Source organism: uncultured Caballeronia sp. (genome assembly GCF_964243625.1).
GTDB lineage: Bacteria > Pseudomonadota > Gammaproteobacteria > Burkholderiales > Burkholderiaceae > Caballeronia.
Genome location: NZ_CAXTGZ010000121.1, coordinates 1 through 13,920 on the forward strand (window position 1 = coordinate 1; position 13,920 = coordinate 13,920).

Here is a 13,920-nt window from a genome sequence, read left to right on the forward strand (position 1 = left end):
CCAGATGTACCCGCACCTGACTGTCGATGAAATCGACCGCATGCGCGGGTTCGGCGCGATCAAGTACTACCGCGCCGGCGAGCTGATGTTCGAAGTCGGCTCGCCGGGTCCCGGCATGTTCGTGTTGCTCAACGGCCACGTGCGGATCACGCGGCGCGACGGACTCGGGCATGTGCATCTGGTGGTCGAATCGGAGCCCGGGCAATTCGTGGCGGAAGTCGGGCAGTTGTCGGGGAAACCGGCTCTGGTCGATGGCCACGCGATCGATGACGTTGAAGCCATCCTGATCGCGCCGGATCGGCTGCGTGCGTTGCTCGTGGCCGAAGCGGATCTCGGCGAGCGGATCATGCGTTCGCTGATCCTGCGCCGCGTGGGTTTGATCGAAAAGGGCAGCGGGCCGATCCTGGTCGGTCAGTCGGACGATGGACGGCTGGTATCGCTGCAAGGATTCCTGAGCCGCAACGGTTATCCGCATACCGTGATCGATGCCTGTACCGATCCGGAAGCCATCGCATTGCTGGAACGGATCTCGACATCGAAGGTGGACTTTCCGCTCGTCATTTGCCCCGATGGCACGGTGATGCGTGCGCCCGATGAAAACCAGCTCGCGTCGCAACTGGGCTGGTTGCCGGAATTCGATCCCGCGCATATCTACGATGTCGCCGTCGTCGGCGCCGGACCGGCCGGATTGGCGACGGCCGTGTACGCGGCGTCCGAAGGTTTGTCGGTCTCGGTGTTCGATTGCCGCGCGCCGGGCGGGCAGGCGGGCGCAAGTTCGCGCATCGAAAACTATCTCGGCTTTCCGACCGGTATTTCAGGTCAGGCGCTCGCCGGTCGAGCGTTCGTGCAGGCGCAGAAGTTCGGCGCGCATATTGCCATTCCGACCGAGATCAAGGCGCTGCATTGCGATTGCACGCCCATTCAGATCGAATTGATGAACGGCACGCGCGTCACCGCGCACACGGTCGTGATCGCGACGGGCGCGGCGTACAGGCGGCCTGCGATCGATGGACTCGAGAAATTCGAGGGGCGGGGCACGTATTACTGGGCGTCGCCGGTCGAGGCCAAGCTGTGCAAGGGTTCGGAAGTCGTGCTTGTCGGCGGCGGCAATTCGGCGGGGCAGGCAGTGGTTTATCTGGCATCGCACGCGGCGCGCGTGCATTTGCTGATCCGAGGCGCGGGGCTGGAATCAAGCATGTCCCGGTATCTGATTGACCGGATCGCGTCGTTGCCGAACGTGACCGTGCATACGCGCACGCAGATCGAATCACTGCAGGGCGACGGCCGTACGCTCGCCGCCGTGCATTGCAAGACGCCTGACGGCCCGCTGAAGCTCGACGTGCGGCATCTGTTCCTGTTCACCGGTGCCGATCCGAATACGGCCTGGCTCACCGGATGCAACGTGAGTACGGACGGCAAGGGTTTTGTGCTGACGGGCCCGGAGGCGCATGGCGGCCACATGGACGGCGCGACGGCGCTCGAAACCAGCGTGCCGGGCGTGTTTGCAATCGGCGATGTGCGCTCGGCATCGACGAAACGCGTGGCCGCGGCGGTGGGTGAGGGCGCGGCGGTTGTATCGCAGATCCACGGTATGCTGGCCGCCCGGCAGGAACTGGCATTGCAGGCCGGCGAGGTGGATTAAACGGTCAGCGGCGCGTGACGGACTGTTGTGAGCGAGCGGCGAATTGCAACGTGAACTCGATCCACCCGCTCGCCGAACAGCTCGCCGATGCCGACCCGCCATGCAGCCGCATGATGGCCTGCACGATCGCGAGTCCGAGGCCGCTCGATTCCGTGAACTCGCTGCGCGCGGCATCGCCTCGGTAAAACCGGTCGAACAAGCGCGCGAGTTCATCCGGCGATACACGCTCGCCCTGATTGCCGATCACGATACGCGCGCCCTGCGCGTCTTCGCTGCCCGTCAGGCGAATCGTCGTGCCGGGCTCTGCATATCGCACGGCGTTCACCACCACATTGCTGATCGCGCGCCGCGACATGATCTCGTTGACGAACATCTCGCCTTCGGCCTGAACATCGAAGCTGAGATTGCGTTCATCGGCGAGACCTTCGAAGTAGGTCGCGATGGTCTCGAGCTGCTCGCACGTGTTCAATGTAGTGCGCTCGATTTCCTGCCGCTCGTGATCCGCTTGCGCGAGGAACAGGATGTTCTGCGCAATGCGTCCCAGCCGCTCGAGCTCCTCCAGATTCGACTCCAGCACGCTCTTGTATTCGCTTTCGCTGCGCGTGTGGGCGAGCGTGACCTGTGTCTGCCCGATCAACACGCCGATGGGCGTACGCACCTCATGCGCGAGATCGGCCGAGAACTGCAGCAAGCGTTCGTACCCGGTCGACAAGCGGTCCAGCATCGCGTTAAACGATACCGCCAGGCTCTGCAACTCGGTCGGCGTGTTCCCGACATCGAGTCGTGCGGAAAGCGTATTGGGCGTGATTTCGGCGGCTTTATCGGCCATCTTGCGCAAGGGCGTGAGGCCGCGACTCGATACCCACCACGCGAGCAGCGCCGTGACCAGAACAGCAATCGCCACGTTGATCCACACGCGCACGAGATACGTCGACAACACGCGCGCCTCCTGTGTCATCACGTGTGCAGCGATGATCTCCACTACTTGCCCGGTATCGCCCACTTGCGCCTGAGCCGCGACCCAGCGCATGCGCACGCCGTCAGGACGCGTACCTTCATAGAGCGCGTCGAGATCCACCGCGCGATTCACCGGCACCGGAACCACCGGCGGCAACGGCAGGTTCTCCGGATTCACATTGATAAACGGCGCCACGCCCGGCCGCCGGAAAATGATCACATCCTGGCGATCGCCGAGCATGGTTTCAAAGAGCCGTGGCCGCGCTTCGATTTCCTGGATCGTATAGAGGTCGTGCAGCAGCGAGCGGAAATGTTCGACACGCCCGATCAACTGATAATCGGCGCGCGTCGACAGGGTCAAGCTCGTTGCGTGATAAAGCGATCCGCCGACCATGCTCACCACTACGCATACAATCAACGCAAAGAGGATCGTGATGCGGACAACGAGCGATTGCGAACGCATCGGATTCAATGCGACTCTCCGGTCGCGCCGAACGAATAGCCGATGCTGCGCACCGTGTGGATGAGCTTGATATCGAAGGGCTGGTCGAGTTTGGCGCGCAGGCGCTTGATGGCGACGTCGACCACATTGGTGTCGCTGTCGAAATTCATGTCCCACACTTCCGATGCAATCAGCGTGCGCGACAACGCCTCACCTTGTCGTTTGCAGAAGAGATGCAGCAACGCAAATTCCTTGTTCGTCAGCGCGATGTCGATTCCCTGGCGAGTCACTCTGCGCCGCAAGACATCCACATGAAGATCCGCGACCTGGAACACATCCGATTCACGGATCACGCCGCGCCGCAGTAACGTGCGAATGCGTAGCACGAGTTCGGTGAACGAAAACGGCTTTACGAGGTAATCATCGGCGCCGAGTTCCAGACCATGGATACGATCGCTCACATGGTCGCGCGCCGTGAGAAAGATCACCGGCAGGTCGCGTTTGGTGCGCAGCGCCTGCATGATCTGCCAGCCATCGAGGCCGGGCAGCATCACGTCGAGCACGATCAGCTCGTACGGGTGCGCCAGAGCCTGATGCAGGCCATCGGCGCCGTTGCGAATCAGGTCGACCTGATACCCGGACTCCGTCAGCCCCTTCTTCAGATAGTCGCCGGTCTTGCGGTCGTCTTCTATAACGAGAATGGTCATGCGGCGGGTGTGTTGCGCTCGAACGCGCGTAGGTTGCGAAGAACCTCATTCTAACGATCCGCCTCCCATGCGCCGGAAAGATGACAAAAAAGTCATTAACGTGTCATGCGTTCATCAGCGCGGTATCGTTAAGATGCGATCAAGCGACGCCGGTAACGGTCGCATCACTTTTTTCTTGCGAGGCGAATTTGGCTCAACCATCGACTCGATCCGTGACACCCGTGGCGAAGCCCCGCGCCATGCAGCCCGGCTGGGTTCGCATCACGCACTGGGTCAATGCGCTTGCGGTCGTGGTCATGGTCACGAGCGGCTGGCAGGTCTATAACGCTTCGCCCATTTTTCCGGCGCTGGTCTTTCCGGCCAGCATCACGTTGGGCGGATGGCTCGGCGGCGCGTTGCTGTGGCACTTCGCGGCCATGTGGGTGCTGGTCGTCAACTTCCTGATCTACATTGCGATGAACATCGTGTCCGGACGATTTCGCCGCAAACTGTTCCCTCTCAGCGTAAAGAGTCTTATCGGCGATCTGCGTGCCGCGCTCACCGGCAAGCTCAAGCACGACGATCTGTCGCACTATAACGCCGTGCAGAAGGCGGCTTATCTTGCGGTTATCGTGGACATCGTCATCGTGATCCTGTCGGGACTCGCGATCTGGAAGTCGGTGCAATTTCCATTATTGCGTGACTTGATGGGCGGTTACGACAGAGCGCGCGTCGTTCATTTCTTCGCGATGAGTTTCCTGGTCGCATTTTTCGTGCTGCACGTGGTGATGGTCGCCCTCGTTCCACGCTCGTTGTTATTGATGATCCGGGGCCGTTGATCATGTTGAACCGAAAGAGCGAACTGATTGCGAAGCATCTCGATGTCGACAATATCCTCAAGGACGCACGCAACGAATTGAAGGCGCCCGCGCGGCGTCTCTTTGGCAAGCGCATCTTGTCGCTGGGCGGCTTGATGATGCTGTCCGGCTGCAACATCTCCGACGACAAGTCCGTCAACACCGTGCTGCGCACCATGTCGCGTTTCAATGATGACGCGCAAGCTGTCCTCTTCGATCCCAACAAGCTCGCGCCGACGTATCCCGAGTCGATGATCACGCGGCCGTTCCCTTTCAACGCGTTCTACGACATAGACGATGTCCCCATGGTCGATGCCGCCAGCTACAAGCTGCCCGTCGGCGGTCTGGTGAAGGGCAAGAACGTCTGGACTCTTGATGAATTGCGTGCGCTGCCGCAGGAAAGCCAGGTCACGCGTCACATTTGCATTGAAGGATGGAGCGCGATAGGCAAGTGGGGCGGCGTGCGTTTTGCCGAATTCCTGAAGCGTTCAGGTGCCGATACCACGGCGAAGTACGTAGCGTTCCATTGCGCCGATAACTATTCTACGAGCATCGACATGCCGACCGCGCTGCATGCGCAGACGCTCTTGACGCTGACGTACGACGGTCAAGTCTTGCCGCCGAAATACGGCTTTCCTATGAAGCTGCGCATGCCTACGAAGCTGGGCTACAAGAATCCGAAGCACATCGTTGCGATCACCGTGACGAACGAATATCCCGGCGGTTACTGGGAGAACCAGGGTTATAACTGGTTCGGCGGGGCTTAAGCCTTTTTACTAATTACTACTGGAGTCTCCATGGCATCTGTGTCAATCCGCATGAAACTGGGTGTATCGATTGCAGCACTCGCATTTGCCGGCGTTGCGCTGGCCCAGGCGCCGGCTGCGAAGCCCGCGCGCATTCGTGGCGATATCGTCTCGATCTCCGGCGATACGCTCACCGTGCACCGTCGTAGCGGCGATACCGTGACCATCGACATGAAGCAGGACACGCCGGTGACGGCTGTGAAGAACATCAAGCTCGGCGATATCAAGGCTGGGTCGTTTATTGGTACGGCTGCGACCACTGGCACCGATGGCAAGATGACGGCGACCGAAGTGCTGGTGTTCCCGGAAGCGGCGCGCGGGACGGGTGAAGGGCACTACGCGTGGGATCTGGCGCCGAACAGCACGATGACGAATGCGAATGTCGATCAGGTTGTGACCGGCACGAGCGGGCGTGATCTGAAGCTTTCGTATAAGGGCGGCTCGAATACGGTGACCGTGCCGGAAGGTGTGCCCGTGGTGACGTTTGCGCCGGCTTCGCGTTCGGATCTGGTCGCAGGGAAGAAGGTGTTTATTATCGCCAGCCCGGTCAAGGGAACGGAATACGCCGCTTCGCGCGTCGTGGTCGAGAAGGATGGGGTTGCGCCGCCGATGTGAGGTTTCGCGTCATAGGCGTATGAAAGGACAAAGCCGACTTTGAGTCGGCTTTGTTGTTTCATGGTGCCGGCATTACCCCTCTTTCCCCTCCACCGTCGTCACCAAATCGCCAAAATCCGTCACCAACAAATTCAGCACAAACGGCAGCACCGTATTCTTCTCCATCGCAGCATTCGCCTTATCCGCCGTCTGCCTCAGCCTTTCAAACGCCTCCCGCGCTGCTTTGACATTCTCATCCTGCTGCCGTTTATCGGCATCGAGCGTAGCCGCCAGTGCCTTCGCCAACCCATCGAACGCATCCGCAGTCTCGCCCAACGCTTCCCGCGTCGACGCAGTCAACCGCCCGGCCAAGCCCACATCCCCCGCGAACGCTTGCCCTAGAAACAGCGCATCGCGATGCAACCGCGTCAGCATCGGCACGACCTTGTCGATCACGTTCTCGCGCGACCTTTTCACCGGCACGATAATGTGCTCCCGACCAGCCTCGGTAATCGCATCGTCGAGCGCCTGCTCAGCCGCCGCCGACCTTCGATGCAATCCTTCCGCCGTCCGCGCGTCGTCAGGCTTGCGTAGATAAAGCGCGATCAACTCCCCGAGCGTTTGCACGATCTCCCCCGCGCGATTGTGCGCGGCGTTGATCGCCCGGTTCGGCAATAGGAACGCAACAACCAGCGCCGCGCCAGCGCCAATCAAAATCTCCAGCACGCGATCAATAGGTCTCTCGAACGGCGATCCCACGCCGCTGGCCGGAATCAGCACCACGATGACCAGCGTGACGCACGCAAGCCGCAAGGTCGGACGCCACGCGGCAAGCGCCGCAAGCGGCACGAGTTCGATGGCAAAGACCACCAGCGGCTCTGCCCCGCGAACGATGGCGAGCAATCCGAGCACGCCGAGTATCGCGCCGATCACCGCGCCGATAATCTGGTCGCGTCCGGTCGTCAGCGCTTGGTTAAGGCTCGGCTGCGTAACCACGATCAGCGTAGTAATGACCGCCCAGTAAAGCTCGGGCAAGGTCGCGAGTTTGGCGGCGCCGAAACTCAGCAAGCAAGCGATCAGCGTTCGCGCAAAGCGCCGCGTTTCTGCGCCACCGGGTTTGAAAGTAATACGTCGTAAGTCTTGAAAGGCGGCTAAGGGCATGGAGCGATACCAGATTGGACGCTTGAATTATGGCTGACCGTGCGCACTTTCCTTGTAGGCATTCATCGCCGATAAATCCGGCCGCCTGCAACATCGGGCTGGTCGCGTTACCATTGGTGGTTCAGTAATCGCGCCGCTTTCAACGCTGGCGCGCATTGTCACCGGTTTCATCGATCACACTCAATCAGGAGCCACGCATGAGCCAAAACACCCAATATCCGAGCACGCAGTTGTATATCGATGGCGCATGGCGCGCAGGCGCTCGCGACACGGCTGTCGTCAATCCGGCAACGGAAGGGGAAATCGGCCGCCTGGCGCTGGCCGGCGAGCAGCAGCTCGCGGAAGCCGCCGAGGCCGCGGGCCGCGGCTTCAAGGCGTGGCGCAAGGTATCGGCGTTCGAACGCAGCAAGCTGATGCGCCGTGCCGCACAAAATCTGCGTGATCGCGCGGAAGAAGTTGCCGCCATCATGACCATGGAACAGGGCAAGCCGCTGGTCGAAGCGCGCATCGAGGTGCTGGGCGCAGCGGATACCATCGACTGGTTCGCCGAGGAAGCGCGCCGCACGTACGGCCGCGTGATCCCGGCCCGCGCGGAAAATGTGCGCCAGATCGTCACGCGTGAGCCGGTCGGCCCGGTCGCCGCGTTTACGCCGTGGAATTTCCCGATCAACCAGGCGGTGCGCAAGGTGTCGGCCGCGCTGGCTGCAGGATGCTCGGTCGTGCTGAAGGGACCGGAAGAAACGCCGGCAAGCTGCGCGGCGCTGGTTCAGGCTTACGTGGATGCAGGATTGCCCGCCGGCGTGCTGAACCTCGTGTTTGGCGTTCCCGCCGATGTCTCCAAGTTCCTGATCGCGCATCCGCTGATCCGCAAGATCTCGTTCACGGGCTCGACGCCGGTGGGCAAGTTACTGGCGGCAATGGCCGGCGAGCACATGAAGCGCGCCACGATGGAACTGGGTGGCCACGCGCCGGCACTGGTTTTCGCCGATGCCGACATCCCGCGCGCCGCCAAGCTGCTGGCTGGCGCCAAGTTCCGCAACGCCGGCCAGGTCTGCATTTCGCCGACGCGGTTTATCGTCGAAGAGTCGGCTTATGAGGAATTCACCGAGCATTTCGTCGCGGCTACCAAGAAGCTGAAGGTCGGCAATGGGCTGGAAGAGGGCGTGCAGATGGGCGCACTAGCCAACGGCCGCCGCCTGCAGGCGATGGAACGCCTTGTCGCCGATGCCGTCGAGCACGGCGCCAAGGTGCTGACAGGCGGTGAGCGCATCGGACGTGAAGGGTTCTTCTTTGCACCGACGGTGCTGGCCAATGTGCCGCTCTCGGCTCGTATCATGACGGAAGAGCCGTTTGGCCCGATCGCGCCGATCTCCACGTTCAAGTCCTACGACGAAGCCATCACGGAAGCCAATCGCCTGCCGTTTGGTCTAGCGGCTTACGCTTATACGCGTTCGAGCGCGACATCGGCGTCGGTGGGTGAGGATATCGAAAGCGGCATGGTGTCGATCAATCACCACGGGCTGGGTATCCCGGAAACGCCGTTTGGCGGTGTGAAGGAATCGGGCTACGGCTCGGAAGGCGGCAGCGAAGCGATGGAAGCGTATCTGGTCACGAAGTTTGTGAGCGAGGCGCGTTGATCCGATCGCAGCTTTGATTGAAATTAGCGACGTGACCAACCGGTTGCGTCGCTTTTTTGTTAGGACCGTCTATTCGAACGGGTTGTGTGTTCGAACGCCAGTCGAAGCAAAGTGCTTTACGTTGCGTGTAGCGACTGTCAAATTGTGGATGATTGCCGTGGCCGCGATCAGCTTATCCAACTCATTTTCTGGATTTGGAACCCTAAGTCGTCCCCAGAGTTGCGCGACGTCTGAGCCAATACTTAAAACATTCAAGGCGGATCCGCTAAGCACCTCGCTCATCCACGTTTCAAGTGATCGCGCCTGTTCTTCATCGCCGCGATGGCGAATAGAATCAAGTCCCCGTCGCAGTTCGCCTATGGTTATGACGGAGATGTGCAGGCCGTGGCCCTCGCTCTCTGCGAGCTCGAAGAAGCTTCTGACACCTTGATTCGCACGAAGCCCTTTGCGCATCTCGCTTATTACATTCGTATCAATCAAATACACCCGGCGCCCCGCTCGTGCTTTGTACTCTTTCAAAATCGGAGTCTTCGCCGACGTTTGGCATGCTAGCCAATACTTCAGCAAAACTGCGTCGCTTCGGACGGCCTAATGCTGCGACCAAAATGATCCGATGTTCCGCTTCCGCGCTGCGCCCATGTGCCGCAGCTTGTTCCCGCAGGCTTTGGACTACTTCGTCGTCTATTCCTCGTACAAGAAGACTGGCCATTGTAGCCTCCAAATTTAGTGATAGCAATGATATCACTAACCAAGTTTCTTGTTTGCTGAATAGCTTCACATTGCACAATCGCTGTGGCCTACCGAGGAACAAGCAAGCGAAAAAAAACCCGGCGAAAGCCGGGTCCAATGTTCCCGCGCCCCGATCTCTAAGGGCGCGGTCACCTGCAAAAAGCTACCGCCTGAAACCTCAGGCAGCCAACAACGAGCGCAACACGAACGGCAAGATCCCGCCGTGCTTGTAGTAATCGACTTCGATCGGCGTATCGATACGCAGCAGCACCGTCACGCGCTGCTCGCTGCCATCCTTGCGATGGATCACAAGCGTCACTTCCTGTTGCGGCTTGATATCGGACGAGAGGCCTTCCAGGTCGAACGTTTCTTCGCCGGTGATGTTCAGCGACTGGACGCTGTCCGAGCCCTTGAATTGCAGCGGCAATACGCCCATGCCAACCAGGTTCGAACGATGAATCCGCTCGAAGCTGCGCGCCACGACCAGCTTCACGCCGAGCAATTGCGTGCCCTTCGCAGCCCAGTCACGCGACGAACCCGTGCCGTACTCTTCACCCGCGAACACGATAGTCGGCGTGCCTGCTTCGATGTACTTCATCGCTGCGTCATAGATCGACAGTTCTTCGCCGCTCGGCTGGAATATCGTCAGACCGCCTTCCACGCGCGAACCGTCGGCCTTCAGCGGGATCATCAGGTTCTTGATCCGCACGTTGGCAAAGGTGCCGCGCATCATGACGTCGTGGTTGCCGCGGCGCGAGCCGTAGCTGTTGAAGTCGGCCTTCTGCACGCCGTTCGCCTTCAGCCACACGCCTGCGGGCGAGCTTTCCTTGATCGAACCAGCCGGGCTGATGTGGTCGGTCGTGACCGAGTCACCGAAGATGCCCAGCGGACGCGCGCCCTTGACGGCCGGAATGCTGTCGGCCGGGGTCATCGAGAAGTCCTTGCCGAAGAACGGCGGCTCAGCAATGTACGTCGACTTCGGCCAGTCGTAAACCTGACCCGCTTCGCCCTCGATCTTGCTCCACAGGTCGCCGGTCTTCGTGAGTTCCGCGTAGTTCTTGCGGAAAGCATCAGCGTCGAGCGCGTACTTCAGCAGCGCATTGACTTCTTCGCTCGTCGGCCAGATGTCGCCGAGGAAAATGTCCTTGCCATTCTTGCCCTTGCCGACCGGTTCCGTCATCAGGTCGACCGTCATGTTGCCGGCGATGGCGTAAGCCACGACCAGCGGCGGCGATGCCAGGAAGTTCGCGCGGATGTTCGGGTGAATACGTGCTTCGAAGTTGCGGTTGCCGGACAGCACAGCGGCGGCCACGATGTCGTTCTTCGTGATGGCGTCGTTCAGTTCAGGCGTCAGGTCACCCGCGTTACCGATACACGTCGTGCAGCCGTAGGCGGCCAGCGTAAAACCGAGCTGGTCGAGATACGTCAGCAGGTTCGTCTTCGTCAGGTATTCCGTGACGATCCGCGATCCCGGAGCCAGCGACGTCTTGATGTGCGGTGCGACGGTCAAACCGGCTTCGACAGCCTTCTTCGCGAGCAAACCGGCAGCCAGCAAAACGCTCGGGTTCGACGTGTTCGTGCATGACGTGATCGCGGCAATCAGGATGTCGCCGTTTTTCACGTTGACGTTGTTTGTCGTCGTGTATTGCGTGTTCAGGTCCGCAGCTTTCTTGCCGAAACCGTTGTCGCTCACAGCCTTCGAGAACAGCTCGGTGAAGTTCGACTTCACGTTCGTGATTTCGATGCGGTCCTGCGGACGCTTCGGACCCGCCAGCGACGGCGCAACCGTGCCGAGGTCGAGCGTCAGCGTCTTCGTGTAGTCGATCTCGCCGGCCTTGGGCACGCCGAACAGGTTCTGCGCCTTGAAATACGATTCGAACGCAGAGATTTCAGCGTCGGTGCGGCCCGTTCCCTTGAAGTAGTCGATGGTCTTTTCATCGACGGGGAAAAAGCCCATGGTCGCGCCGTATTCCGGGGCCATGTTGCCGATGGTCGCGCGGTCCGGCAGCGACAGTGACGCCGTGCCTTCGCCAAAGAACTCGACGAACTTGCCGACGACCTTCTCTTTACGCAGCATTTCCGTGACGGTCAGCACGAGGTCGGTTGCCGTCACGCCTTCGCGAATCTTGCCTTTCAGCTCGACGCCCACCACGTCCGGCGTCAGGAAGTACACCGGCTGACCGAGCATGCCGGCTTCAGCTTCGATACCGCCCACGCCCCAGCCCACTACGCCAATACCATTGATCATGGTCGTGTGGCTGTCCGTGCCGACGAGCGTATCCGGGTAATACACGGTGTCGCCTTCCAGCGTCTTCTTGTGCACGCCGCGAGCGAGATATTCCAGGTTCACCTGGTGAACAATGCCGACGCCCGGGGGCACGACCTTGAACGTATCGAAGGCTTGCATGCCCCACTTCATGAATTGATAGCGCTCGTTATTGCGCTGGAATTCCAGTTTCATGTTCAGGTCGAGCGCGTCTTTCTGACGGAAGTAATCGATCTGCACCGAGTGATCGACCACCAGATCGACCGGCACGAGCGGCTCGATAGCCTTCGGGTCCTTGCCTGCACGTTGCGCCACGCCACGCATTGCAGCGATATCGGCGAGCAGCGGCACGCCGGTAAAGTCCTGCAGCACGACGCGCGAGACCACGAACGGGATTTCATCGGTACGATCCGCGACCGGCTTCCAGTTCGCCAGTTGCTTGATGTGTTCTTCGCCGATCTTCTTGCCGTCGTAATTGCGCAGGACCGATTCCAGCACAATGCGAATCGATACCGGCAGACGTTCGATCTTGATGTTCAGCGCCTTGCCGAGCGCAGGCAACGAGTAGTACTTGCCTTTGCCGGAACCACTGTCGAATTCCTTGAGCGTTTTATGGAGATTGTGGGCCATGTTTTTTTTCCTGGGTTTAAACGAGGAAACACCTTCAGTACTTTCAATCTAAAGAACGTGTCACGGATGCTGACTAAATCACGTACAGATCAACATATTCATTGACCGGCATTGCCTCAAGCGTTGCCTGGTCCAGCGATGCCGCAATGATTGCCTCTTGCTGCTTCGCCGGAAAACGCCGTGCGAGGTTGGTCCTGAACTTCTCGACCAGGAGAGGAATGCCGTCTTCGCGGCGGCGCTTGTGTCCGATCGGGTATTCGACGACCAGCTCGTCGAAGGTGCTGCCGTCATTGAATTCGACGGTCAGCGCATTGGCGATCGAACGCTTCTCGGGATCGAAATAATCCTTCGTGAATTGCGGGTCTTCCACGCATTCGATCTTCGCGCGCAAGGTATCGATACGCGGATCCTTTGCAATCGAATCTTCGTAATCCGATGCCGTCAGCCGGCCGTAGATCAGCGGTACGGCCACCATGTACTGGATGCAGTGATCGCGGTCGGCGGGATTATCGAGCGGACCTTTTTTATCGATGATCCGAATCGCCGCTTCGTGCGTGCGGATCGTGATCTTCCTGATGTCTTCGACTTTTTTGCCGGCTTCAGCGAGTTTCGTGTTTAACGTCATTGCCGCTTCCACCGCGGTCTGCGAGTGGAATTCGGCCGGGAACGAGATCTTGAAGAGCACGTTCTCCATCACGTAAGAACCGTATGGACGCTGGAACTTGAATTCGTTGCCCTTGAACAGGACATCGTAAAAGCCCCACGTCTTGGCAGTCAGAACCGAGGGATACCCCATCTCGCCCGTCTTCGCGATCAACGCGAGACGCACGGCGCGCGAGGTTGCATCGCCGGCGGCCCATGATTTGCGCGAACCGGTATTCGGCGCGTGACGATAGGTGCGCAACGAATGGCCATCGACGAAAGCCAATGAGACTGCGTTGATCAACTCATCGCGCGTCAAGCCGATCAACTGGCCGACCACCGCCGTCGATGCCAGCTTGACCAGCAACACGTGATCGAGCCCGACCTTGTTGAACGAATTTTCCAGCGCGATACAGCCTTGAATTTCGTGCGCCTTGATCATGCCGATCAAGACGTCTTTCATCGTCAGCGGCTTTTTGCCGGTGGCGACAGCGTTGCGCGAGAGCCAGTCGGCTGTGGCGAGAATGCCGCCGAGATTGTCCGACGGATGACCCCACTCTGCTGCAAGCCATGTGTCGTTGAAGTCGAGCCAGCGGATCATCGCGCCGATATTGAACGCGGCCTGAACCGGGTCGAGCTGGAACGATGTACCCGGCACCTTGGCGCCGTTGGGGACGATCGTGCCAGGCACGATGGGTCCCATCAGCTTGGTGCAAGCGGGATAGGTGAGGGCTTCGAGTCCGCAACCGAGGGTATCGATCAGGCAATTGCGCGCGGTGTCGAGCGCAATTTCGCTGTCGATCTTGTAGTTGAGAACGTAGTCGACTATGTCGACCAGTACGCGATCCGGCTCGGGCCGGACGTTTGAAAT

The 13,920-nt window shown here is 59.9% G+C and carries 12 protein-coding genes; 5 read left to right on the top strand and 7 right to left on the bottom strand.

The features are described 5' to 3' along the window. Positions 1-1,642: FAD-dependent oxidoreductase (locus ACFFAR_RS10845; protein WP_375507874.1), on the top strand; the 1,642-nt coding region annotated here is incomplete at its 5' end. A gap of 4 nt (positions 1,643-1,646) precedes the next feature. Here the strand turns inward: ACFFAR_RS10845 and ACFFAR_RS10850 are convergent. Both ACFFAR_RS10850 and ACFFAR_RS10855 read right to left on the bottom strand, forming a co-directional pair. Next, on the bottom strand, positions 1,647-3,062 hold the full coding sequence (locus tag ACFFAR_RS10850) for a heavy metal sensor histidine kinase (protein WP_062003595.1): 1,416 nt from the start codon (positions 3,060-3,062) through the stop codon (positions 1,647-1,649). 5 nt (positions 3,063-3,067) lie between these two features. Then, positions 3,068-3,748 (bottom strand): heavy metal response regulator transcription factor, encoded by a 681-nt coding sequence (locus tag ACFFAR_RS10855; protein WP_062003596.1) that lies wholly within the window; start codon positions 3,746-3,748, stop codon positions 3,068-3,070. Between the two features lie 239 nt (positions 3,749-3,987). Between ACFFAR_RS10855 and ACFFAR_RS10860 the strand changes: the two genes are divergently transcribed. From ACFFAR_RS10860 to ACFFAR_RS10870, 3 genes are read left to right on the top strand one after another with little or no spacing between them, the layout of a single operon-like run. Continuing rightward, positions 3,988-4,566, top strand: coding sequence for a cytochrome b/b6 domain-containing protein (locus ACFFAR_RS10860; RefSeq protein WP_062172035.1), 579 nt, complete (start codon positions 3,988-3,990; stop codon positions 4,564-4,566). 2 nt (positions 4,567-4,568) lie between these two features. Next, positions 4,569-5,351, top strand: a complete 783-nt coding sequence (locus ACFFAR_RS10865) for a molybdopterin-dependent oxidoreductase (protein ID WP_375507875.1) — start codon at positions 4,569-4,571, stop codon at positions 5,349-5,351. A gap of 39 nt (positions 5,352-5,390) precedes the next feature. Further along, the gene (locus ACFFAR_RS10870; protein WP_062003771.1) at positions 5,391-6,005 is read left to right on the top strand and encodes a hypothetical protein; all 615 of its coding nucleotides are present in this window, start codon (positions 5,391-5,393) and stop codon (positions 6,003-6,005) included. 72 nt (positions 6,006-6,077) lie between these two features. On the opposite strand, the gene ACFFAR_RS10875 is transcribed toward ACFFAR_RS10870, so the two are convergent. Beyond that, positions 6,078-7,145, bottom strand: coding sequence for an aromatic acid exporter family protein (locus ACFFAR_RS10875; protein ID WP_375507876.1), 1,068 nt, complete (start codon positions 7,143-7,145; stop codon positions 6,078-6,080). A 197-nt stretch (positions 7,146-7,342) separates the two neighbouring features. Here ACFFAR_RS10875 and ACFFAR_RS10880 point away from each other — a divergent pair, with 197 nt between their 5' ends. Beyond that, positions 7,343-8,782: an NAD-dependent succinate-semialdehyde dehydrogenase gene (locus ACFFAR_RS10880; protein ID WP_062002445.1), complete on the top strand. Its 1,440-nt coding sequence runs from the start codon at positions 7,343-7,345 to the stop codon at positions 8,780-8,782. 69 nt (positions 8,783-8,851) lie between these two features. Here the strand turns inward: ACFFAR_RS10880 and ACFFAR_RS10885 are convergent, their stop codons facing one another. The 4 genes from ACFFAR_RS10885 to ACFFAR_RS10900 form a co-directional block, all read right to left on the bottom strand. After that, on the bottom strand, positions 8,852-9,268 hold the full coding sequence (locus ACFFAR_RS10885; protein WP_174363625.1) for a PIN domain-containing protein: 417 nt from the start codon (positions 9,266-9,268) through the stop codon (positions 8,852-8,854). Continuing rightward, a complete protein-coding gene (locus ACFFAR_RS10890; RefSeq protein ID WP_082779043.1) occupies positions 9,255-9,491 on the bottom strand; it encodes a DNA-binding protein in 237 nt (78 codons plus the stop codon). Before ACFFAR_RS10890 ends, ACFFAR_RS10885 begins: the two co-directional genes overlap by 14 nt. Before the next feature lie 198 nt (positions 9,492-9,689). Beyond that, positions 9,690-12,407, bottom strand: a complete 2,718-nt coding sequence (acnA, locus tag ACFFAR_RS10895) for an aconitate hydratase AcnA (RefSeq protein WP_062172050.1) — start codon at positions 12,405-12,407, stop codon at positions 9,690-9,692. Positions 12,408-12,480: 73 nt separating this feature from the next. Continuing rightward, the coding region (locus tag ACFFAR_RS10900; protein ID WP_375507877.1) for a bifunctional 2-methylcitrate dehydratase/aconitate hydratase at positions 12,481-13,920 on the bottom strand (1,440 nt) is incomplete at its 5' end.

Excerpts from the sequence above, each read along its gene's own strand:
- ACFFAR_RS10850 (WP_062003595.1), bottom strand. The coding sequence starts at position 3,062 with ATGCGTTCGCAATCGCTCGTTGTCCGCATCACGATCCTCTTTGCGTTG.
- ACFFAR_RS10855 (WP_062003596.1), bottom strand. The coding sequence starts at position 3,748 with ATGACCATTCTCGTTATAGAAGACGACCGCAAGACCGGCGACTATCTG.
- ACFFAR_RS10860 (WP_062172035.1), top strand. The coding sequence starts at position 3,988 with ATGCAGCCCGGCTGGGTTCGCATCACGCACTGGGTCAATGCGCTTGCG.
- ACFFAR_RS10865 (WP_375507875.1), top strand. The coding sequence starts at position 4,569 with ATGTTGAACCGAAAGAGCGAACTGATTGCGAAGCATCTCGATGTCGAC.
- ACFFAR_RS10875 (WP_375507876.1), bottom strand. The coding sequence starts at position 7,145 with ATGCCCTTAGCCGCCTTTCAAGACTTACGACGTATTACTTTCAAACCC.
- ACFFAR_RS10880 (WP_062002445.1), top strand. The coding sequence starts at position 7,343 with ATGAGCCAAAACACCCAATATCCGAGCACGCAGTTGTATATCGATGGC.
- ACFFAR_RS10890 (WP_082779043.1), bottom strand. The coding sequence starts at position 9,491 with ATGGCCAGTCTTCTTGTACGAGGAATAGACGACGAAGTAGTCCAAAGC.
- acnA (WP_062172050.1), bottom strand. The coding sequence starts at position 12,407 with ATGGCCCACAATCTCCATAAAACGCTCAAGGAATTCGACAGTGGTTCC.